The 20,284-nt window shown below is 52.5% G+C and carries 19 protein-coding genes and 1 pseudogene; 4 read left to right on the top strand and 16 right to left on the bottom strand.

Annotated elements, in window-relative coordinates:
• Nucleotides 1-25 precede the first annotated feature (25 nt).
• From NYE48_RS10520 to NYE48_RS10505, 4 genes and pseudogenes are all read right to left on the bottom strand, one after another.
• A pseudogene (locus tag NYE48_RS10520) lies at nucleotides 26-331 on the bottom strand (BsuPI-related putative proteinase inhibitor); the annotation flags it as partial.
• A 37-nt stretch (nucleotides 332-368) separates the two neighbouring features.
• Nucleotides 369-1,058, bottom strand: a complete 690-nt coding sequence (locus NYE48_RS10515) for an HAD family hydrolase (RefSeq protein WP_340998443.1) — start codon at nucleotides 1,056-1,058, stop codon at nucleotides 369-371.
• A gap of 88 nt (nucleotides 1,059-1,146) precedes the next feature.
• Nucleotides 1,147-2,781, bottom strand: coding sequence for an IS5-like element ISPaen2 family transposase (locus tag NYE48_RS10510; RefSeq protein WP_009225464.1), 1,635 nt, complete (start codon nucleotides 2,779-2,781; stop codon nucleotides 1,147-1,149).
• Between the two features lie 167 nt (nucleotides 2,782-2,948).
• Entirely contained in the window at nucleotides 2,949-3,947 is a 999-nt protein-coding gene (locus NYE48_RS10505; protein WP_340998441.1) for an oxidoreductase, read from the bottom strand.
• A 270-nt stretch (nucleotides 3,948-4,217) separates the two neighbouring features.
• On the opposite strand from NYE48_RS10505, the gene NYE48_RS10500 reads away from it, so the two are divergent.
• Nucleotides 4,218-4,649 (top strand): Lrp/AsnC family transcriptional regulator, encoded by a 432-nt coding sequence (locus NYE48_RS10500; protein ID WP_212951586.1) that lies wholly within the window; start codon nucleotides 4,218-4,220, stop codon nucleotides 4,647-4,649.
• Here NYE48_RS10500 and NYE48_RS10495 read toward each other — a convergent pair.
• Together NYE48_RS10495 and NYE48_RS10490 are read right to left on the bottom strand one after the other, a co-directional pair.
• Complete coding sequence (locus tag NYE48_RS10495; RefSeq protein WP_340998439.1) at nucleotides 4,585-5,133, bottom strand: YhgE/Pip domain-containing protein; 549 nt, start codon at nucleotides 5,131-5,133, stop codon at nucleotides 4,585-4,587. The genes NYE48_RS10500 and NYE48_RS10495 overlap by 65 nt on opposite strands.
• A 154-nt stretch (nucleotides 5,134-5,287) precedes the next feature.
• Nucleotides 5,288-6,067 (bottom strand): nuclear transport factor 2 family protein, encoded by a 780-nt coding sequence (locus NYE48_RS10490; protein WP_340998437.1) that lies wholly within the window; start codon nucleotides 6,065-6,067, stop codon nucleotides 5,288-5,290.
• A gap of 196 nt (nucleotides 6,068-6,263) precedes the next feature.
• Between NYE48_RS10490 and NYE48_RS10485 the strand changes: the two genes are divergently transcribed.
• The 3 genes from NYE48_RS10485 to NYE48_RS10475 all read left to right on the top strand — a co-directional run bounded on the left by NYE48_RS10485 (nucleotide 6,264) and on the right by NYE48_RS10475 (nucleotide 8,992).
• Entirely contained in the window at nucleotides 6,264-6,869 is a 606-nt protein-coding gene (locus NYE48_RS10485; protein WP_036713651.1) for a TetR/AcrR family transcriptional regulator, read from the top strand.
• 57 nt (nucleotides 6,870-6,926) lie between these two features.
• On the top strand, nucleotides 6,927-7,394 hold the full coding sequence (locus tag NYE48_RS10480) for a MarR family transcriptional regulator (RefSeq protein ID WP_212951590.1): 468 nt from the start codon (nucleotides 6,927-6,929) through the stop codon (nucleotides 7,392-7,394).
• Nucleotides 7,395-7,561: 167 nt separating this feature from the next.
• Nucleotides 7,562-8,992, top strand: a complete 1,431-nt coding sequence (locus NYE48_RS10475) for an MDR family MFS transporter (RefSeq protein ID WP_340998433.1) — start codon at nucleotides 7,562-7,564, stop codon at nucleotides 8,990-8,992.
• Nucleotides 8,993-9,077: 85 nt separating this feature from the next.
• Here the strand turns inward: NYE48_RS10475 and NYE48_RS10470 are convergent, their stop codons facing one another.
• The 10 genes from NYE48_RS10470 to NYE48_RS10425 form a co-directional block, all read right to left on the bottom strand.
• Nucleotides 9,078-9,950, bottom strand: a complete 873-nt coding sequence (locus tag NYE48_RS10470; protein ID WP_340998431.1) for a sugar phosphate isomerase/epimerase family protein — start codon at nucleotides 9,948-9,950, stop codon at nucleotides 9,078-9,080.
• A gap of 57 nt (nucleotides 9,951-10,007) precedes the next feature.
• The gene (locus tag NYE48_RS10465) at nucleotides 10,008-11,291 is read right to left on the bottom strand and encodes an alpha-L-fucosidase (protein ID WP_212951593.1); all 1,284 of its coding nucleotides are present in this window, start codon (nucleotides 11,289-11,291) and stop codon (nucleotides 10,008-10,010) included.
• A gap of 25 nt (nucleotides 11,292-11,316) precedes the next feature.
• Nucleotides 11,317-12,996, bottom strand: a complete 1,680-nt coding sequence (locus tag NYE48_RS10460; RefSeq protein ID WP_340998429.1) for an ABC transporter substrate-binding protein — start codon at nucleotides 12,994-12,996, stop codon at nucleotides 11,317-11,319.
• Nucleotides 12,997-13,032: 36 nt separating this feature from the next.
• A complete protein-coding gene (locus NYE48_RS10455; RefSeq protein ID WP_212951596.1) occupies nucleotides 13,033-13,929 on the bottom strand; it encodes a carbohydrate ABC transporter permease in 897 nt (298 codons plus the stop codon).
• A gap of 15 nt (nucleotides 13,930-13,944) precedes the next feature.
• The gene (locus NYE48_RS10450) at nucleotides 13,945-14,817 is read right to left on the bottom strand and encodes an ABC transporter permease (RefSeq protein WP_036713692.1); all 873 of its coding nucleotides are present in this window, start codon (nucleotides 14,815-14,817) and stop codon (nucleotides 13,945-13,947) included.
• Between the two features lie 222 nt (nucleotides 14,818-15,039).
• Entirely contained in the window at nucleotides 15,040-17,361 is a 2,322-nt protein-coding gene (locus tag NYE48_RS10445) for an AraC family transcriptional regulator (protein ID WP_340998426.1), read from the bottom strand.
• A 150-nt stretch (nucleotides 17,362-17,511) separates the two neighbouring features.
• Nucleotides 17,512-18,063 (bottom strand): DUF4269 domain-containing protein, encoded by a 552-nt coding sequence (locus NYE48_RS10440; protein WP_340998424.1) that lies wholly within the window; start codon nucleotides 18,061-18,063, stop codon nucleotides 17,512-17,514.
• Between the two features lie 151 nt (nucleotides 18,064-18,214).
• A complete protein-coding gene (locus NYE48_RS10435) occupies nucleotides 18,215-18,769 on the bottom strand; it encodes a histidine phosphatase family protein (protein ID WP_212951645.1) in 555 nt (184 codons plus the stop codon).
• Between the two features lie 39 nt (nucleotides 18,770-18,808).
• The gene (locus tag NYE48_RS10430) at nucleotides 18,809-19,309 is read right to left on the bottom strand and encodes a GNAT family N-acetyltransferase (protein ID WP_036713631.1); all 501 of its coding nucleotides are present in this window, start codon (nucleotides 19,307-19,309) and stop codon (nucleotides 18,809-18,811) included.
• A gap of 4 nt (nucleotides 19,310-19,313) precedes the next feature.
• Nucleotides 19,314-20,249 carry an aminoglycoside phosphotransferase family protein gene (locus NYE48_RS10425; RefSeq protein ID WP_246537100.1) on the bottom strand — a complete coding sequence of 312 codons (936 nt, stop codon included), beginning with the start codon at nucleotides 20,247-20,249 and terminating at the stop codon, nucleotides 19,314-19,316.
• Nucleotides 20,250-20,284 lie beyond the last annotated feature (35 nt).

Raw genomic sequence — 20,284 nt, 5'->3', positions numbered from 1 at the left:
TCTTCGAATTAAAATTTAGATAGTTCTATAAAACTTCAACCACTGTAGCAGCGGTCAGATCTTCCGTAGATAAGCTTCCATTTTCGGTATCGATACGAATCAACATAACAACCTTTATTTTATAACGGCCTTTGGAAACATGACGGCCCTGTACATCTTTAAAATCCCATGTTTCTTTGTAACTTAGTACCTCCTCATTCTTTAATTCCCGTTGTATTGATTTCATGGGAAATACTCTATTTGTAGACCACCTGTAAACTTCTTCATTTCCCTCATTCATTATAAATATCTCGTATTTTTGAGATCCATAGTGAATTAGTTGGTCTTTCCCTGATTGTAAGTTTTTTCATGCAATTCACCTCAAGTAACTAACGAGGTAAATATAGGGAATGTTTCAAAAAAAACTCCGAGTGCCCTTCAAAAAGCGCCCTCAATTCCTCCACGGTTTGCACATGATACGTCGGCCGAATCGCGGTCAGCTCCTCCTCGCTTCCGTATCCGAAACCCACCGCTACCGAATCGATGCCGTTTTTTTGCGCCCCGATGATGTCATGCTTGCGGTCCCCGATCATGATGGATTCTTCCTTGCGTAAGCTAAACTTCTCGATCACCTTGGCGATGATCTCCGCTTTGTCGGACAACGTTCCATCCAAATGGCTGCCGCAGACGTATTCGAAATAAGCATCGATGCCAAAATGCTTCAGCACCTCCACCGCAAACACGGTAGGCTTCGAAGTGGCCACGAATAACCTCCGGCCCTGTCCCTTTAGCGCTTCAAGCAATTCATGGATGCCGTCGTACAACTCGTTTTCATAGATGCCCCGATCCTGGTAATATTCGCGGTATTTCTCCACCGCCAGCACCGAATCCCGCTCCGAAAAGGAGTGGATCTCCCGAAAGGAACTTGCAAGCGGCGGACCGATATACGGTATGAGCGTATCCGGATCCGCCACCTCAATGCCCCAATGGGTTAATGCGTATTGCACCGACTTCGTGATTCCGGCCTTCGGGTCCGTTAACGTGCCGTCGAGGTCAAACAGGACGTTTGGATATTGCATAGCTTCTCCCCCTTTTAAAATCCCCCGGCACCATCCTGCCGATCAAATGCCGGTTTCTCTTACTATATAGGGCTTGCTGAACGATTCTTTAACCGAAACTCATGGCTAGGCGACTGCGAGATAGCAGCGTAAAAATGAGGCAAAAAAGAACGCGGAGCCTGCGCTCCAGGTTCATCACCAGAAGTTGCAGCGTAATCACGGATTCACTTGTCTTTGCGAGGCGTGCTCGAATACAGCCAAGCCCGTACTTGCGCTTGCCTTCTCCGAACTTGCCTTCGATTGCGTTTCGTTCTCCGGTATCCTGTTTGGCCACTTGCCTATCTTCGCTTGTCGGGCCGTTTTTCGGCTTGCGTCCCAGTGCCGGTCCGCTGAGCCGAATCCCATGCTGTTTGCAGAATCTCCGGTTTTCGCGTGTGCGGTAGATCTGATCCGCTTGGACGACAGCCGGATAGAATCCCATGCGGCTGCGATACTTCTCGATCACGTCCATGAGCGTCGTGCTCTCGTTGAAGTTATCCCAAGATAGCCGATCAAGGAACGCGTAGCCCTTCGTCATGCTTACCGCGATCTTGGCTCCGAACTCGACGCGCGCCTTGGCTTTCCCGCGCACGATCGGCCTGACATGCGGCTGATGAATGCTGACGACCCGGTCTTCCATCTGGTGGGAACGCTCGTTGTACATGTGAAGCTGCTGACGGTACAGTTCGTGAATCACCAGCAGGTCGCGATAGGCTTTGCGGCCAAGTAGCGTGAGCGGTTGCGACTTGGCTTGCTCGGCGATGATGGAGAGGTTCCGTCCAACGTAACCGAGTTGCCTCCTGATCGCTTTGCGAATCACTTTCGGCCCCGGTCTGCGTTGCTTGGAAACGGCCAGAAACTGTTTGCGCGCTTTTTCCCGGTACGTGCGCGGTTTCGCCATTTGTCCGATGACCGGCTCATGCAGCGTATCGATGATCGCTTCGAGCTTCTCCCGCGCTTCATTCAACAGATTCAGATCGGTCGGATACGCCACATCCGCCGGCGCACAGGTGGCATCCACCAGCACGGTCCCTTGATTCGGCTGCTCAGGGGCTTCCCATTCTGCGGTCGATTTCGGATGCGCTTCGCAAACAAGTTTATTCGTTTCAGGAACCTCTGACTCTGTAGCCATCGACTCCACGGGAGACGCTGCTTCTGACGATGCGACTTGCGATTGTGCAAACATGGTTTGCTGCTCGACTTCTTCATCAGAGGCGCGCTTCTTCGAGCGCTTCCCTTGGCCTTTACCGCCGCCGGTCGCGTCGTTGCTGTCATCATCATCTTTCGTTTCCTTCGCACCTTCGGTGGCGACGATCTCATTCAACTCTGCCAGCACGTCCGTCAGACGCTTGCGGAAATGCGTCATCATGGAGTGATGGAACGGTGGCTTCATGACGAATCCAGGCAGACCAATGAAGTATTGCATGTAAGGATTTTCGCTGATCGACTCCAACGTTTCTCTGTCGGTCAGTTGCATTCGCTCCTGAATGATGAGCGCACCGAGCCCCATCCGAAGACTGATCGTTTGCTGGCCGCGAAAGGTGTCTTTGAAAAATTGACCGTATGTTTTCTCAGCCTCCGCCCACGGCACCAACCGCGCCAACTGGACCCAGCGATTGTCCTCGTCCAGCTTTCCGCCAAAGGGCAGAAAGAAATCGCCGGGCAGGATCAATTGATTATCGAGGTGCGCGGTCGGCTTAAACATCTTCGTCACTCCATCTGCAAAGGTTTTAGGTGGTTTTCAAACATTTCCTTTGCATATGATTTCGACAAATGGGCCTTAGAATCCTTGTTGTTATGCGGTTTTTGTTGTTTTTTTAAGTGTTCAGCAAGCCCTATATAAAGATTTTGCAAAAAGGGATAGAGAAGTTTTTAATGCTGCGGAACCATTCCCGTCGCCAAAAAAGTATTCCGGACATAATCCGGGTCCTGAAGGAGCGGTCTGCCCACCGCGATAAAATCGGACAGGTTTTCCGATACGATGAATTCCGCAAGCGACGGGTCATAGATTTTTCCGACGGCCATCACCGGAATGCCCACGTATTGTTTTATAATGGAAGCATACGGGACCTGGTATCCATCGGGCGTCGCGAGCGGATTGACCGGCAGCAGACCGCCGGAGGACACGTCCACCGCATCGATGTAGGCTTCCAGCCCTTTGAGGATCTTCCCGACTTCGGCGGGAGTCAATCCTCCTTCGGCAAAATCGGATGCGGATACCCGGACGATCACGGGATAGTCTCTTCCCGTCTCCGAACGCACGGCTTCCAGGATTTCTTGCAAGAAACGGCTGCGGTTTTCGAGCGATCCGCCGTATTCGTCGGTCCGCCGGTTGGACAGCGGGGACAGGAACTGATGCACCAAATGCCCGTGGGCCGCATGCACCTCGATGCCGTCGAACCCCGCCTGCAGGCTTCTTCGGGCTGCGAGGCGGAAATTCTCCACTTCGGCGCGGATGTCCGCGACGCTCATCTTCTCCGGAACGCCGTATTCATCGTCATAAGCGATGGCACTTGGGGCCAGCAGCCGCGATGCGCCGTTTCGCCAAGATTTTCTGCCGCCATGCGTCAATTGAATGAATACCGGCGTATCCTTGGCGTGAACGGCATCGACGACCGGTTTCAAAAATGCGGTATGGGCGTCTGTAAAAATGCCGATGTCATTGTGAAAAAGCCGCCCATTCGGGGAAACGCCGGTCGATTCGATGATCAACAGCCCTGCCCCGGATGCCAATTTCGCGTAATGCTGCACGTGGTAATCGGTCGCAAACGATTCGGGCGTCCCCTGCCACTGCTGCATCGGGGATACGATCAGGCGATTTTTCAAAGTCAATTTTCCTATATTTTTTTCGCTTAAAATGGTTGTGTTCATCCGCTAAACCCTCCTGAATGTTGAACTTGTGTACTGCTTCTTTTTTAATTACAGTTTATCGGGCGGAGGGCTGGCGTGCCATGCCAATAACAAGTTTTCCTTCCCGTTTTACTATGGATTTGAAGGACTATTTCCCCTTATACTTAAAAAATGAAAGCAGCCGTTGCATGGCGGTGCGATGCCGATAATCGCGCATGCCTTGAAGGCGCCAGGAATAAATCCTATTTCGTAAGATCATATGCTACATGCCGCCAAAGGAGGATGCCCCTAATGGATCAAACCGACTTGAAAATATTGAATATACTGCAGGACAACGCCCGGATTACCATTTCCGAATTGGGCCGGATGATCAACATGACCGGGCCGGCGGTCACGGAACGGGTACGGAGGCTGGAGGAAAAAGGAGTGATCCGTTCGTATCGGGCCATGCTTTCTCCCGAAAAACTCGGAAAAGCCATTACCGCGTTTGTGGCCATCCAGGCGAACCGCTGCGACCTGTTCACCGATTTTTGCCGGCGGTCGCCGGACGTCGCGGAAATTCATCAGATCAGCGGCCAATTCAACTTCCTCATCAAGGTCGTCACCGAATCGATGCAGTCGCTTGACCGATTCCGGAAGGAATGCAGCGAATACGGATTTACGCAGACGATGACCGTGCTCTCGACCCCGTTCGATCCCAAAGGCGTGCCTCTTGACGTTTAAAAGGCTGGCCGCCCGGATGTTTCGTAGGGTGGAACGTTCGTTTCCACCCGCCCCAACACCGGCAATGCAACGCTGTCGAAGCTTGAGCGTTCATCCCCTCGTTGACGATGATCTTCACATCGGGCTGATTCGGCGAGGGAGAAGCTAACGTGAGCATTCCGCTGCTCAGATCCGCCGGAAACACCAACGCTCCGTAATATTCACGCTTATCTAGTCCTTCCCGGGCTTCTTCCTCGGAATTCAAGACATGCCAGACGAACGGCAATGCCGGGTCCGACATCATTTTTTTCCGGATCATCTCCCCGACCGATAATGATTTTCCATTCGGCAGCTCTGCAGGCTGGTCAAGCACAACAAGTGCCACCGGGAGCTCCTTTGGCTTCGATCCAAGCACCGTCCCCAACATCGCCGCCCCGAATACGACCAATACGGCCAGGACAATCGCCGCTCCCAGCCATGTCATTTTTTGTTTCAGCATGTTCATGATCCTTTACTCCTCGTCTCTATACAATGAACAAAAATAGCGCTGCTGCGGCAACGCGGCCGTACCCATTGGGCACCCCCATGTATTTGTGATGCGAAAGACATCGCCCTGTAGAAAACGGCGATGTCTTTTTTGGTATTCAGCTGCGCCAACCTTAAAATCTGCTGTTCGAGTTTTTGCGTTTTTCCGGCGGCAGAATCGCCTCGACGACGTCCCAATGCTCGGCAATCTTATCATTCTCTACGCGGAACAAATCGTAAAAAGCCGTAGGTCGGCCGTCGAAGAGCCCTTCACTCACGGTAAGAACAAAATCGCCTTGTCCGATCACCTGATGAAGATGGGTGTATTGGAATGTAATATTTTTTTCCGCCAGTACCTGCAATGCGGCATGAAGACCCGAAAGGCCGTCCGCAATATGCGGACTATGTTGAATGTATCGATCCCCGTCAAAGTAAGAGGCAAGCAGGTCAGGGTCCTTCCCGAACAAAATGTTCTCGACATAGCTTTTGACAAGCGTTTTGTTCGCGTCCGTCTTGTCGATATCCTGAATCGTGACCGGTCCGTCAATCATCGTATGGTTGCTTGGGGTTTTCTCCACCATCTCCTGCAAATTGTCCCAATGTTCGACGATCAGTCCATTTTCAAAACGGAAAATATCAATAGCGATTTTGGGGCCGAAAAAATCGTATACGGAATGAAGCACCACATAATCACCGTCGACAAAAGCGCGTTTAATGCTTACCTTAGTTCCAGCTTCCTTCAAATGCGCAAGTGCGCCAAGCATAGCTTCACGGCCATCGAGTAAAGCCTGGTTGTGCTGAATGTATTTTTCCGGATGAACGTAGGCCTTTATCGCTTCGGGATTGCCGCTCTCCAAACTTTCCAGCACGGCGACGGCCTTATTAACAAGCTCATTTTGATGGTTAAACGTCATATGAATACCCTCCTGATTGAATTTATAGACACCAAGATAAATAATGAACTTCATGTTGTTTATTTATCTGTTGCTCATTATAATGAAGGTGAATATGACGCTCAATATTCAATATTTTTAGTTTTGAAGGATAACATACAAATTCTCATCGCTATGTCGCTTAACGATCGAAATTTTATTTAGGGGAACGAAAACTATGGACAAAAAAACCGATTTAAGAGTGCTGCGCACGAAACAATCGATTCGAAAAGCGTTTTTTGAACTGATTCAGGAAAAAGGATATGAAGCGATCACGATCCAGGATATTGCCGATCGGGCCATGATCAATCGGAATACGTTTTATCTTCACTACCAAAATAAACCTGATTTATTGGATATTTGTATGGAGGAGCTGCTAAGCGAATTAAAGAAAGCCATCGTCCTATGTCCGATCCACATGAATCCTTTCAGCATTTCCAGGCTCGAAACCGTGATGCAAGCGATATTGGATCATATTTCAGGCAATATCTCTTTTTATTACGCCATGCTGATTGATGAGAATAGAATCTACCCGTTTCGAGCGAAAATGGAGAAGATCATGAAAGACAAATTAAATGAGGGATGGAATCCTGCGCAGGGAGATCCCCCTTTGGCGATATCCAAGGATTTGCTGCTCGAGTATCTCGTGTCGTCTTTCATGGGAGTTATCGTTTGGTGGATTAAAAACGAGATGCCTCTGCCTGCGGGTGAAGTTGCATCTCAATTCAGCAACATCGTCGCCTACGGGCACTGGAAAGCTGCCGGTATCGCCATAGAGGAATAAAATTAGCACAGGCTTTAATATCATGTTGCAATGCAGCGACGGGCGGGAGGACAAGCCATGAACAAACAAGAACAGATCATCATGGAATTCAGGGACTTATTTAACAAGATGGGGTGGCTTAATAAAAATAAGATGGAACACCGTCTTAAGGGTTATAAACCTTCTGAAGTACATTGCATCGAATCCATTGGAAAAAATACGGAACCCAACGTGACCAAACTTGCCCAGTCTCTTTATATGACTAGAGGCGCCATAAGTAAATTAACGAAGAAACTCATGGAAAAAGGCCTCATCGACAGCTACCAAAAGCCGGATAACAAGAAAGAAATCTACTTCAAGCTTACGGAGCAAGGCAAAGTCATTTATAACATCCATGAGGAACTGCACAAAGAATTTCAAGAGCGGGATCAAGCCGTATTTGAGCAGATCACCGAGGAACAATTTGACGGCATGCTTCACTTCATTGAAGCGTATAGCAGGCATTTGGATGCAGAAATAAAGAAACAGGGAATAGACATTCATTAAGCCGGAGCGCTTTTGAACCATGAAAATGAAACCGCAGGCAGCCGGGCTCTCTTGAGCATGGGTTGCTTTTTTGCACCCTTGTTTTTGTTGACACGGAAACAAATTTGCGATATTGTTGACGAGGAAACAAACAATGCCAGTAACAACATCGGAGAGGAGAAATAACAATGGCAAAAGACAAAGCAAAGGAACCCGGATTAACCCGGGGAAGCCTCTTGGCTGCCTGGGCGATTGCACTTGGAGCCATTGCCCCCATGCTGGACTCAACGATGGTGAACATCGCCATCGATACATTATCGAAGGATTTCCACACGACATTGGATACCATCCAATGGGCCATTACAGGTTATGTGTTAGCCCTTGCGATTGCGGTTCCCGTATCCGGCTGGCTGATGAACAGATTTAACGGAAAGAAAATCTTTATCGGAGCGGTCATTGCCTTCGGTCTCATTTCCGTTTTGGCAGGCATTAGCCGGGATATTTCCAGCTTCATCTTCTTTCGTTTGCTTCAGGGATTCAGTGCGGGGATCATTACCACGCTCATGTCAACCCTATTGGTTCAAACGGCTGGTCCGGAAAATGTAGGGAAAGTGATGGCCATCGTCAGCACGCCTATGATTCTCGGACCGATCTTAGGGCCGGTCATCGGGGGATTCATCGTTCAAGGCGCATCATGGCACTGGATATTCTTCATCAACGTGTTTATTGTTCTGATTGCTGCACCCCTGATGATCAAAAAAATCCCGGACTTTGAACCGTTCGACAAAGACAGTACGCTCGATGTTTTTGGAATTATTGATTTGTCCTTTATGAGCGCTGCCTTGATATACGGCATTACGAAAGCAGCGGACCATGCGTCCTTTAACAATCGCGAAACCATCCTATGGGTGGGCATTGGTCTGGCTTTAGCCGTCATTTACTTCGTATATAACCGGATCCGGAAGAATCAAACCGTGCTTCCAATGAATTTATTTGCACGCAAGAGCTTCGCGGCTTCGAGTATCGGTTTGTTCTTGGCGAATATATCCGTCATGGGCCCGATGCTGATCCTGCCGCTATACTTCCAAAACTTCCGTCATTTCACGGCGATCGAAGCAGCGCTTGCGTTAATTCCCCAAGGCGTCGGGATGCTCGTTACCCGGCCGATGATCGGAAAAATGATTGATAAGATCGGTGCGAAATACGTGGTCATGGTCAGCCTCGTTCTTTCGCTGATCGGATCGATTCCGCTAATCTTTGTTACCGATCAAACAAGCATGATCTGGATTTCCATCGTATTGTTCATCCGGGGGACCAGTTTCGGAGGAATCATGCTTCCGCTCACGAGTGACGCTTATACAGGACTTGACGGCAAACTGCTTCCGAAAGCAGGCGTCGGCATAAATATGATTGAAAACCTTGGCTCCAGCTTTGGCTCGGCTGTGATGGCAACCGTCGTCGCAACGGCCCAGCAAGGGATGCAGCCGTCGATTGCCAACGGATTAAAAGGTTATCATGCCGGATTCTTGGTATCCGTCGTTGTCCTTGCGGCAATCTTCATTCCGGGTCTATTCCTCACCCATAAAAAGAAGGCGAAAAGCTTTGGTTCGTCTGTATAACCCGGAGACGGCCGAAATCCGGAGTTACAAAAAAAGCGCTGCCGGCGAAATGAACGCCGACAGCGCTTGGAACATCCGTTTCGGATTATACCTCATCCCATATCCGTCTTAAATTTTCAAGGCCCAGCCTCGTGCCTTCGCGGCACTCCTCCATGCCTTCGAATTCCAGCGTGACGAATCCGTCGTAGCCGGACGCCTTGATCATCCGCAGCACCCGCCTCACGTCGATGTCTCCTTGCCCGAAGATCGATCCCCGCAGGTAGTTTCCATGGGACGTCCGGAACCAGGCTCCGCCCCCCGGGTTCTGATCCGCCGGACGGATGTAGAAATCCTTGACGTGAATCAGCGAAGCAAACGGCAGGTTCCGCTTCACGCCGACGAGCGGCTGCTCATCGACGCAGAGAAAATTGCCGATGTCAAGCGTCGTTTTGAAGTTCGGACGGTCCACGGCCCGAAGCACCCGCTGCACCCGGTCGCTGGCCTGCACGCTGACGCCGTGGTTTTCGATCGTGGTCGTGATGCCGTATTGCGCAGCATAATCCGCGATGCGCCGGCAGCCCTCCACGATTTGCGCCAGATTGTCCTCCAGGTAGTCGATGCCCCATTTTTCGGGCGGGAGCGTAAAAGCCGTCACGTCGTGGCGCATATGCTTCATCCCTAGGCGATGGACCGTATCCACATGCCGCTTGACCCTTTCCATTTCGGCTTCGAACGCTTCCTGTGTTTCCTGCACGAAATTCGCGGGCATCGAATAGTTGGACAATGCGATGCCTTTTGCGGCTGCCCGCTCGCGGACGGCATCCGCGAGTTCCGGCTGGTCCTCCAGGGTGAAGCCGTAAGGAACGATCTCCATATGCTCGCCGCCCTGCTCCGCGATCCAGTCGATGACGTCCAAGACCGTCATCTCCCCCGCTTTGATCGCTTGGAGCAGACTATAGGTGCTGACTCCAGGTTTCATTCCGTTCATCCTCCCTTTCGGTATCGATATCAACAGCTCATTTGGACGATCAAACGCTTACAATTCCTCCGTCAGTTCAAGCTCAATGACCGTATCCAGTTCATCCGGCAAGTCTCCTCCGGGGATGTGAATGAAAGCGCCGCTTTCCGTATCCGAATATTGGTCCGCCATCCAAGGCGTATGCACATGGAGTTCGCTGCCGTCCGCAAGCAGGCGGGCTTTTTTGATTTTGCCCTTCAGTCCCTGGAAGTAAATCGGCCCGATGCCCCGGTCGAAGACGTGCGCGTACAGCTTGTTGCCGCGCTGGGTGTAGCGGCCCCACTCCGGCTTCGGCAGCTTGGCGATGCCGCAGCCGTAAATGCTGTCGCCGTTGCGGCGCAGCCACTCGCCGACCGTCTCCAAAATTTCAAGCGATTCCTTCGGAATTTCCCCCTTTGCGTCCGGACCGACGTTCAGAAGCAGATTGCCGTTTTTGCTGACGCATTCGACGAGCGCGCGGATCACCTGGCGCGGGGATTTGTAATTCCGGTCGGTCGCGTGGTATCCCCAGTGGTCGTTCAGCGTAATGCACGCTTCCCATGGAATCGGCTCGCCCGCCGAATTGACGATGCCCTGGGGCGGAATGATCTGCTCCGGCGAGAAGAAATCCCCGGCGTACACTTCAGGCTCCGCCGCCATGATGTTGCCGCCGAGCCGGTTATCGATCACGATATCCGGCTGCAGGGAACGGATCATTTGGATGAGTTCGGTCGCGCGCCACTTTTCGCCCGTCATATCGTCATAGGAAAAATCGAACCACATGATATCGATTTTGCCGTAGTTGGTCAGCAGCTCCCGGACCTGGCCGTGCATATAGTCGAGGTAACGGTCAAAATCGATCTTTTTGTCCTTGTAAGCCTCGTTGTCGCGCATCGGGTGCTGACGGTCGCCATAAGCCGGATAATCGTCATGATACCAGTCGATCAAGGAATAATAGAAACCGACCTTCAGCCCCTCCTCGCGGAAAGCGTCCACGTATTCGCGAACGAGGTCGCGCCCCGCCGGCGTATTCGTCGCCTTGTAATCGGTCAGCTGGCTGTCGAACAAGCAAAAACCGTCGTGATGTTTCGTCGTAAGCACCGCATATCGCTGTCCGGCGGCTTTGGCCGCTTTGGCCCAGCTCTTCGGATCGTAAAGCACCGGATTAAATTCTTCGAAATAAGGCTGGTATTGTTCGTTGGTGATCCGCTCCTGGCTTCGCACCCATTCCCCCCGGGCTGGAATCGCATACAATCCCCAGTGGATAAAAAGGCCGAAACGGTCGTTCATCAGCGGCAGCGTTCGTTCGAAACGCGGATTCATGTCGTATTACCTCCGTTTGCTAGGTTTATTTTTTGTTCTTTTCGTCGTAAGCCGTCTGGTAAATCTCCAGATATCGCTTCAGGTTCATCGCGTCGAGCTGGCTGACGTAGCTGTCCCAATCCGCATCCAGGCTGGCGTCGCCAATGACGAAGCGGGCGATCATTTCATCCACGTAGTCATTGATCGTTTTCGCCAGGTCGGCGATTTCGGACGCCTGCTCGTTCGTCAGGAACAGCGGCGGCACCGTGCTGACATCCTTCGGTTTATACGGCTCATATTTATTCTTCGTCTCGTTGTACAGAATTACCTCTAAATCGTCGTCACCTTTTGCGACGGCAGACAATCTGAAATCGTTCGTACGCAGCGCCGGACCGGTTTGCGCCCAGTTGACGTTTTGCACCGTGCCGTAGGATTTAAGCTCCGACCACACCGCAGGTTTGCCGTTGATGCCGATTTCGCCTTCCTTGGCGTCGCGCCATTCTTGATCCGGACGGCCGTACACGCTCCGCAGCGTCATTTCTTTTTCGTACAGCCCGTCGGCCCAGCGGAGCGCCAGCTCCGGATTTTTGGCTTTTTTCGTGATGATGAAGGCGCCCGGCGTCAAAGCCGTCGTGTCGACGGCGGCATACTGCACGCCTCCCGGTCCTTTTAACGGCGGAACCGCTTTGTATTCCTTCCAGCGTCCGCTGTCTCCCATGAGCTGCGTGAATACGCCTTCATGTCCGCCCGTGGATGCCCCCAAGATGACGGTACCCGGATTTTCCCCTTGCTGAATCAGCTGGTTTTCGTCCTGGGTGAACGATTCCGGCGCAATCAGGCCTTCCTTGTAGAGTTTGTTCAGGTACCGCAATCCCTCGCGCCATTCCGGCTTATTGAAGGCCACGTCCAGTTTGCCGTCCTTAATGAACATATGCTTGCTGCTTGATCCGTACACCGGATTGTAGATAAAAGAGTTCATCAGAAACGCGTCGATGGTCGAACGCCATGATTTTTGCGTGATGGACAGCGGGATTTCGTCCTTTTTCCCGTTGCCGTTCGGGTCGTTTTCCTTAAAAGCCTTCAGCACGTTGTAGAGGTCGTCGGTCGTTTTCGGCATCTCGAGCCCCAATTTCTTGAGCCACGGCTCATAGATCCACATTTTTTGGCTCATCGAGCAGTGGTAGCAATCGTTGACCTCGGGAAGCGCATAAATGTTGCCGTCGATCGCCGTGACCGTTTCTTTGATTTCCGGGTTGTCCGCGAACATTTTTTTCGTCTGGGTGCCCTGCTTTTCGATCAAATCGTTCAAAGGAAGGAACGCCCCTTGGGAGCCGTAAATCATCTGCTGGGTCGGCGAGACGTTCAGGCCCATGATGACGTCGGGATAATCTTCGCTCGCCAGCACGAGATTCAGCTTTTCCTGCATGCTTTGTTCCGGAACGACCTCCCATTCGATATGGACGTTCGTTTTTTCCTCATACCATTTGGTGAACTCGTTCGTTTCGAAATTTTCCACCAGCGGGTTGCCGCGGACCATGATTTTCAGCGTTGTTTTTTCTTTAACGAGCGGATAAGTCCCCGGCGGCGTCAGCTCCACAGTGCCCGCAGCGGGCGGGTTGCTTCCTATCGTATCCGCGCCCTCCTCTTTCGCGCCCCCGGAGCAGCCTGCGAGCAGCATGCCGGCGGCCATGACGATCCCCGCGATTTTATTCAGCTTTTTATACATAACGCCCCTCCATCGATTTCAATTTTGGCTTCCGTCTTATCCTTTTAATGAACCGATCATGACGCCTTTCACGAAAAACTTCTGCACGAACGGGTACACCACCAGAAGCGGCACCGATGTGACGACGATCAGCGAATATTTGAGCAGCTCCCGCAGTCCCTGCCGCGCAGCGGCCGTTTTGGCGTCCCCGAGCATATCGATATTGATCTCGTTTTGGACGAGAATGTCCCGAAGGATCAATTGCAGCGGATATAGCTCCGCCCTTTTGAGAAAGATCATCGCGTTAAAATACTGGTTCCAATGCCCCACGGCATAAAACAAAGCGATGACCGCCAGAATCGGCCCCGAAAGCGGTAGCACGATCCGGAGCAAAAAACGAAAGTCAGAACAGCCGTCCAGCTGGGAGGCCTCCAGCAATTCGCCGGGGATCGTCGTTTGGAAATAGGTGCGCATGATGATGACGTTCCAGACGGACAGCGCCCCCGGGATCAGCATGGACCACACGGTGTCGATCATGCCCAAATCTTTGACGAGCAGGTACGTCGGGATCAGCCCCCCGCTGAACATCATCGTAAACACGAACAGCAGCATGAACATGTTCCGCCCGCGAAAATCGCCCCTGGACAGCGGATACGCCGCCAAAACTGTAAACAGCAAATTGATGCCCGTTCCCGCCACCGTATAAAAAATCGTGTTCATGAAGCCGCGCACGACCATCGTGTTTTTGAACACGGCCCGGTAGCCATCCAGCGTCGGTTCGACCGGCCATAACCATACCCGTCCCGACAACACGGCGCTGCTCGAGCTGAATGAAGCGCTTACAACATACGCAAGCGGGTACAGCACGATCAGCATGACAAGCGTCAACACGCAAAAATTCACGATCGTAAACAGACGGTCAGCGCCGGCTTCCTTTATTTTCATTGCATGCATAGTTCCGCCGCCTTTCTACCATAAGCTTTCCTGCTTCAATTGCTTCGCCGTCTGATTGACGATGATCAGCAGGATGAATCCGATCACCGCTTTGAACAGGCCGATGGCCGTCGCATAAGAGAAATTCATCGCCTGCGAGACAAGCCCGACCTTATAGACGTATGTGTCGATCACTTCCGAGGTGCGCAGATTGAGCGGGTTTTGCATCAGCAAAATTTTCTCGAAGCCGGTCTCCAGCATTTGCCCCGTGTTCAAGATGAGCAAAATGACGGCGATCGGAAGAATGCCGGGCAAATCGATATGACGCATCCGCTGAACCTTGGTCGCTCCGTCCATGACGGCCGCTTCATGCAGCGCCGGGTCGATGCCGGACAGCGCCGCCAAATAAATGATGCAGGCAAACCCCGTGTTTTGCCATACATGCGACCAGACGTAAATCGATTTGAACCACGACGCCTGCGCCATAAAATGGTACGGACCAAGCCCGAACCAACCGAGCAGCGTATTGACGAGCCCCGTCCGCGGATCGAGGAACTGCAGCAGAAGGCCCACCAGCACGACCAGCGAGATAAAATACGGCGCGTACGTGATCATTTGGACCGACTTTTTGAAGCGTTCGTTTTTGACGTAATTGAGACCGAGCGCCAGGATGATCGGGAACGGAAAACTTGCGACCAGCGCGTAAAAGCTGACCACGAGCGTGTTCCGCAGCAGCCTCCAAAATTCATGCGAGTGGAAAAAACGCTCGAACTGCGCGAATCCGACCCACGGGCTGCCGGTGATGCCTTTCGTCACGTTAAAATCCTTAAACGCGATTTGCGCTCCGTACATAGGCACGTATTTAAATACGATGATGTAAATCAGCGGCAAGGCAAACAAAGCGTACAGCTGCCATTTGCGCGTGATGTCTTTCCAAAGATTCAGCTTGGTCACCCCCCTTTGGTTTGGATGGAAAAATCCGGCCGGTGATCACAGCTTACTTGAAAGCGCTTCATTGCGTAAATCTGCATGTTTTGGCGGTTATGCCGGGCTTTAGAAAAGGCATTATTCCGTTTTCCCGGCGGTATTCGTTTTTTAAGAAAAGGCTGCGTGCGGCCGCCGTATAGGCCCTTACGCTTCACGCGGCCGGGAAATTTTGCGGTATTCGGTGGCGCTTACGCCGTTGGCCCGTTTGAACGCCCTGCTGAACGAGTTCAGCGATAAATACCCGGTTCGGACCGCAATTTCGCTGACGGGAAGGGCGCTGCCGACGAGCAGCCGTTTGGCCTCTTCCATGCGGACATGCTCCAAATAATCGGAAAAGTTCATTCCGGTCTGCTCTTTGAAAAAATAAGACACGTACGCTTCCGAATTCCGGGCTTCCCTCGCGAGTACCGCAAGGCTTAAATCCGGATCCGGGAAATGGCTGTCGATATATTCCATCAGCTTGGCCGCCAGCGTATCGTTATGGCTCCGTTTTTGTTCCTCATGCTTGCGGCACAGCTGCATTAGGGCTTGAAAAAGCTTTTGGACGGCTTCGTCAGGCGACCATGCGGGATCGGAAACTTCCAGCACCACCTTCATCTCGTCGGTCAACGCATCCCGGTTTGCGAAGGAAGGCTCGCAGCATTTCATCAGCGTTCCGCTCAGCTCCTGGGCCAGCAGCTTGTGGGCGACGACGGGCAGCGGACCGCTGCCTTCGTTTTTCTCCCGGATTTCCCCGATCAGCCGGGCCGTCTCCGGCTCGTTGCCCGACCGCACCAGCTGGATCAACCGCTGTTCCACGTCGGAAGGGTAAAAATAAACGGGCGGCGGCACTTCCGCTTCCTCATAAAACAAAATCGGCTGCCGATCGCTCCAGGCCGCGTTCACTAGAAGAAACTCCGCTTCTCCGAGGGAACGATAAACTTCGGTCAATCTCGTCTGGCACGTGCCCACGGCAATCCAAAGCCCGGAATGGCTGGTTTGCTTCACATGATCATGCAATTGCGCCACCAGCCGTTGGACCCCTTGCATAAAATCGTCCGGCGTTTCGCCTTCCCCGTGAACGAGCAAAGCCAGTTTGTTTTCGCCCAAATCATGCGCCTGAGCCGAGATCTGCACCCCCGGCCCGATCGGTGGGATGGCGTCCCGGATGTTCAGTTTCACAATGTCCAGCTCCGTCAGCATCTCCTCGTTGTACGGAGCATGGTAGCCCCGAATTTGGATGGCGGACACGGCGAAATATCCGCTCCTCAGCTCCATCCGGGCATGCTCCATGGCGGCTTCGACCTCGCCCATGGACGTATACCCGCCCTGAAGCAGACGATCAAAAAACACGCTGCGAAGCAAAGGGACTTGCGCCTCGAGCCTGCTGCTCAGCTCGCCATGGCTTTCGACCAGCGCGGAAACGGAGCTGCGGATGTCGTCCATCAGGTTGCCGAGCGGGCGGTTTTTGCGGCCCCCGGGTTTCAGCGGCAGCAGCTGCAGCAGTTTAAACACGGGCCTGCTGCTCCGGTAGGCCAGCAAAGCCGCAACGGCGAGCCCTGCGCCCAACGCCAGCATAAATACGGTTAACGTCAGCTCTTTGATGTAATTGGCCTTGGCAAGCACGACCGTCTCCGGTTGGGCGGATACGTAGGTCCACCCGTTGTACTGGGAAGTCGTTTGCGTGATCAGCATCTTTTTCCCGTTCCAATCAAATAAGGAAAAACCTTCTTTAACAGGAAGCGCTTTCATGTTTGCGGTCGACGGATCCATGCCCACGTAACTGATCAGGTTGCCGTTTTGGTCCGCAACATAAGCAAACCCTCCCTGCTCGGCATCGATATGCCGCAGCATCTCTTGAATTTGCTTGTTGTCGATCAGCACGGCAATGACGCCTCCGCCGTCTTTCGTGCCGAAGGACTGCATGTAGCTCACGACCGAATACGGTTTTCCTTCATACCAAACCTGCCTGCCAGGCTTATAGGTTTTGTAATAATACCGCCCGAAAAGCTCGTCGCGCCACTCCTCGTAGGATTTGCCGTCATAACGCAGCTGCAGGCCGTAGAACTGCTTGGCGTCGTACACCTTGCGGGGCGAAATGAACATGCCGCTGTTTTTGTACGCGATAAAATAATCGATGATAAAATGGTTGGTTATCCGGTAATCGAACAAGCTTTTTTCCAGGTCCCAGAGCCGGAAAGGATTCGTTTTCTCGAACGGGGCTTTGACGAACTGAAAGGACTGGATTTTGGACTCGCTGGCCATCTGCTGCGCAATCGTCTCCACCTCGGCAAAACGGCCGTCAAGCGCCTCGCGGATTTGGCCGAGCGCCGCCGCATTGCTTTTCATCGTTTCGGATTCCACGAGCGACGACGTTTTATGGTAGGCGAACCACCCCGCAAGCAGAGACCCGAGCAATATAAGCACATATGGAACAAAAAATCGAAGGATCAACGTCGCGCGTTCACTGGAAGCATTCACAGGCATATCCCACCTTTGGATCTGTTTTACGGATCATGCCGGCCGCAAGCAGCGGCCGTTTACCTTAACGATTATAGAATGCGGCAGATCATTTGAAAACGCATTCATCAAAAAAAGAAGCCGGCCGGACTGTAAGTTTTCCGGCACGGCTTCTCCCTATGCGGGTTCGAACCCTTGTTGAACAAGGAACAGCCCCAGCTTTTCCTCGTCCCAATCATGCATGTCAAGCAGGCGCTGATACGGATCTCCTTCGAGGCCCAGCAGCCTCGCAAAGGCGGGTTCGGTTTTGACGCCGCTGCTTTTTAATTTTCTGACGTTGTCGCGAAATACGGGTCCTAGCCGCTTCAATATCCGGTCTTCGACGACCATATGTTTATAGGCGTTCTGCTGCGTCACCGGCCGGTTTTGGGCAAATATCTCGACGGGCCACGGACCGAACCGAAAGTTGCACACGATGACCCTGTCGCCATGCATGCGTTCCCGGCTTAACGCAAAACGCTCCAGCGCGTCGTATGCCGGGATCAAAACCTGCTCCAGCGCCTCCGGTTCCCGCATCTCGCAAATGATATCCAAATCGCTGTCTTCGACATCGATATCGATCGGAACGGTTCCGGCGAGGACCGGGCTGAATGCCGCCAATGTTCTGAAAATGCCCAGCCGGTCGAGCGCCGCAAAGACCTCCCGCTGCTTCGCGTTTCCTGTTTTCAAGTATGAAATGTCCATAAAAGGTTGACTATTCCGGGTATCGATCGCGATCCTTCCTTTCCGCCTTCCGTTGCCGGTCCCGATCCAGCGCTTCCTGCACGTAATCCCGCTTCAAGACGTTCATCCAAGTCCTCCTTCGATCCGGGCGTGCGGATCAGTCCGGCCAACATCTCGTCACGGCTTGGAGCGCCCGGTCTTCAAACACCAGTTTATAGACGTCCGGCATCGAAATCGATCTCCAAAATGCATAACCGAATTTCGGGTCAAAAAAGTTCAAGATCAGCGTCATGATGTCCCCGTGCGTGCCTAATGCCAATTTTTTGCCGGGATGCCGCCGAAGAAGCTGCATAAAGGCTTCCGTACCTCTGCGCTGCGCTTCTTCGCTCGATTCCCCTCCCGGAAACGCATGCCGGAAGTCATTGTACAACCGCTTTTTAAAATCGGCAAACTGTTCGCTGGGGATTTGCACATGATCCGCCGCAAGCGTACGTTCTCTCAGCTCGTCGATGATCGCGATTTCTTTTCCGGCCGCCCGTGCAGCAGGCTCCAAGGTTTGGACCGCCCGCTGATACGGACTCGAAAAAAACGCGTCGATCCCTTCCGGCAGCAGCAGATCTTTTACCTTTACCGCATCCTGCCTGCCTTTTTCCGATATTCCCCTGGCCTTTTCCTGGCCCGGTATATACTGCGATTCCGCATGCCTGACCATAAAGATGACCGTCTGAATGGGTGCCACCCCCTATGAATTTTACCGTTTGGCCGCAACAAACACTTGAATCGGACCGTCCCAGCCCTCTTCCCTGATCTCCTCAAACTGCCCGTCTGTGTACTGTTCGATGACTTTGCGCCAGAACCGCTGCGCAGGTACGTTCGTTTCCATTTCGGCAACCTTCCATTTCCCGGGCAATCGATCGAACAATTCAAATGCCGCCTGCTGCCCCGCGCCCGAGCGGCGATATTTTTTCAAAATAAAAAATTCGGCCATTTCGTAAACGGGAAACTCATTCTGCATATCCAGCCGACGAACCAAAGCAAATCCCGCCAGTTTCCCGCCAACGCGGAACAAAAAAGGATGCCTTCCTTCCTCGGTCCAATAATGATCCAGATACATGTACTCATACAGGCCGTTTTCGTTCAGGTCGTCCTCCGGATCGAACTCGCTGAAATCATACTTGTACAGCTCCAGCAGGTTTCGGAGCGTCGATTTATCGGCATACGCCGCTTCATGAACCGTTATCATCTGATCCATATGCCTACTTTCTTGTATAGTTTGCGTACCAAGCGGGAACCGTCGTTTCAAAATAACGATGATCCTCCAAAACCCGATCGATCCTCGCCAGCATATCGCCGAGCCCCTCCGGGTAGACCTTCAGCGTCCATGCCACCGAACCTGCCAGATTCATCGCCAAATAAAAGGAGTACAGCCGCCAAAATTCGGCGTCCGGCTCCCGGCCCTGGTGATATCCGTGGATTTGCCCGACGGCAAAGGCAGCGCTGATGTCCGCGGAGAAAAAACCGATTTTCAAAAAATCATGGATCGGATCTCCCCAATCGCAGCGGTTAAAATCAATCACGCCCGATAAATGCCCGTCCTTGACGACCAGGTTTGCCAGATGGAAGTCGTCGTGCTGGAACCGGTTCGGACGGTCTTTCATGGCATCCAGATGTTCTTCGACAAACGCCAGCAGCCGTTCATCCCCCCGAAATCGCATGCCGCTGTTCAGATACTGCTCTTTATTCCGCCCATGTTTCTTCGTTTGCCGTTCATGCCAAGGCCCAACCGTGTCCGGCGCCTCATATCGATGGATTTTGAGCAGTTCGGCTCCCGCCTCCAAACCGATCGTATATTGGATTTCGTCCGGAAAGGCTTGAATTGCTTCCGCTGCCTCTTCGCCCTCGATATACGTTAGTATCATGTATCCCTGCTGCGCTTCTTCCCAGCGCCCCAGTTCCAAAGGCCTTGAACAGAGCACGTTTTCCTGCTTCATTCGCTCCAGCGCCCTGAACTCCATTTCCTTGCGCGGATATCGGTCCAGTTCAAAAACCCGCAGCAGAAAAGTTTCGTCCCCCTTCGTGACGGCATATTTCCGATCTTCGGAAAAGCCTTTGGCAATGAGTTTCGGCTCGCCGCCTGCAAGCAGCGGAATCCGTTCGATTCGCGCCCGCAATTCTGTCGCCTCGTCTGCCAAGTTATCCCCCTCCTTAACGGCACCGGTTGATGCCC

Source organism: Paenibacillus sp. FSL M7-1455 (genome assembly GCF_038004655.1).
Classification (GTDB): Bacteria; Bacillota; Bacilli; order Paenibacillales; family Paenibacillaceae; genus Paenibacillus_AQ; species Paenibacillus_AQ cookii.
Note: the sequence above shows the minus strand (reverse complement) of the source record. Positions and strands in the feature narration are given on the sequence as shown.

Bases quoted from the DNA above. Each gene is read 5' to 3' on its own strand.
- NYE48_RS10515 (WP_340998443.1), bottom strand. From the start codon at position 1,058: ATGCAATATCCAAACGTCCTGTTTGACCTCGACGGCACGTTAACGGAC.
- NYE48_RS10510 (WP_009225464.1), bottom strand. From the start codon at position 2,781: ATGTTTAAGCCGACCGCGCACCTCGATAATCAATTGATCCTGCCCGGC.
- NYE48_RS10505 (WP_340998441.1), bottom strand. From the start codon at position 3,947: ATGAACACAACCATTTTAAGCGAAAAAAATATAGGAAAATTGACTTTG.
- NYE48_RS10500 (WP_212951586.1), top strand. From the start codon at position 4,218: ATGGATCAAACCGACTTGAAAATATTGAATATACTGCAGGACAACGCC.
- NYE48_RS10495 (WP_340998439.1), bottom strand. From the start codon at position 5,133: ATGAACATGCTGAAACAAAAAATGACATGGCTGGGAGCGGCGATTGTC.
- NYE48_RS10490 (WP_340998437.1), bottom strand. From the start codon at position 6,067: ATGACGTTTAACCATCAAAATGAGCTTGTTAATAAGGCCGTCGCCGTG.
- NYE48_RS10485 (WP_036713651.1), top strand. From the start codon at position 6,264: ATGGACAAAAAAACCGATTTAAGAGTGCTGCGCACGAAACAATCGATT.
- NYE48_RS10480 (WP_212951590.1), top strand. From the start codon at position 6,927: ATGAACAAACAAGAACAGATCATCATGGAATTCAGGGACTTATTTAAC.
- NYE48_RS10475 (WP_340998433.1), top strand. From the start codon at position 7,562: ATGGCAAAAGACAAAGCAAAGGAACCCGGATTAACCCGGGGAAGCCTC.
- NYE48_RS10470 (WP_340998431.1), bottom strand. From the start codon at position 9,950: ATGAAACCTGGAGTCAGCACCTATAGTCTGCTCCAAGCGATCAAAGCG.
- NYE48_RS10465 (WP_212951593.1), bottom strand. From the start codon at position 11,291: ATGAATCCGCGTTTCGAACGAACGCTGCCGCTGATGAACGACCGTTTC.
- NYE48_RS10460 (WP_340998429.1), bottom strand. From the start codon at position 12,996: ATGTATAAAAAGCTGAATAAAATCGCGGGGATCGTCATGGCCGCCGGC.
- NYE48_RS10455 (WP_212951596.1), bottom strand. From the start codon at position 13,929: ATGCATGCAATGAAAATAAAGGAAGCCGGCGCTGACCGTCTGTTTACG.
- NYE48_RS10445 (WP_340998426.1), bottom strand. From the start codon at position 17,361: ATGCCTGTGAATGCTTCCAGTGAACGCGCGACGTTGATCCTTCGATTT.
- NYE48_RS10435 (WP_212951645.1), bottom strand. From the start codon at position 18,769: ATGGTCAGGCATGCGGAATCGCAGTATATACCGGGCCAGGAAAAGGCC.
- NYE48_RS10430 (WP_036713631.1), bottom strand. From the start codon at position 19,309: ATGGATCAGATGATAACGGTTCATGAAGCGGCGTATGCCGATAAATCG.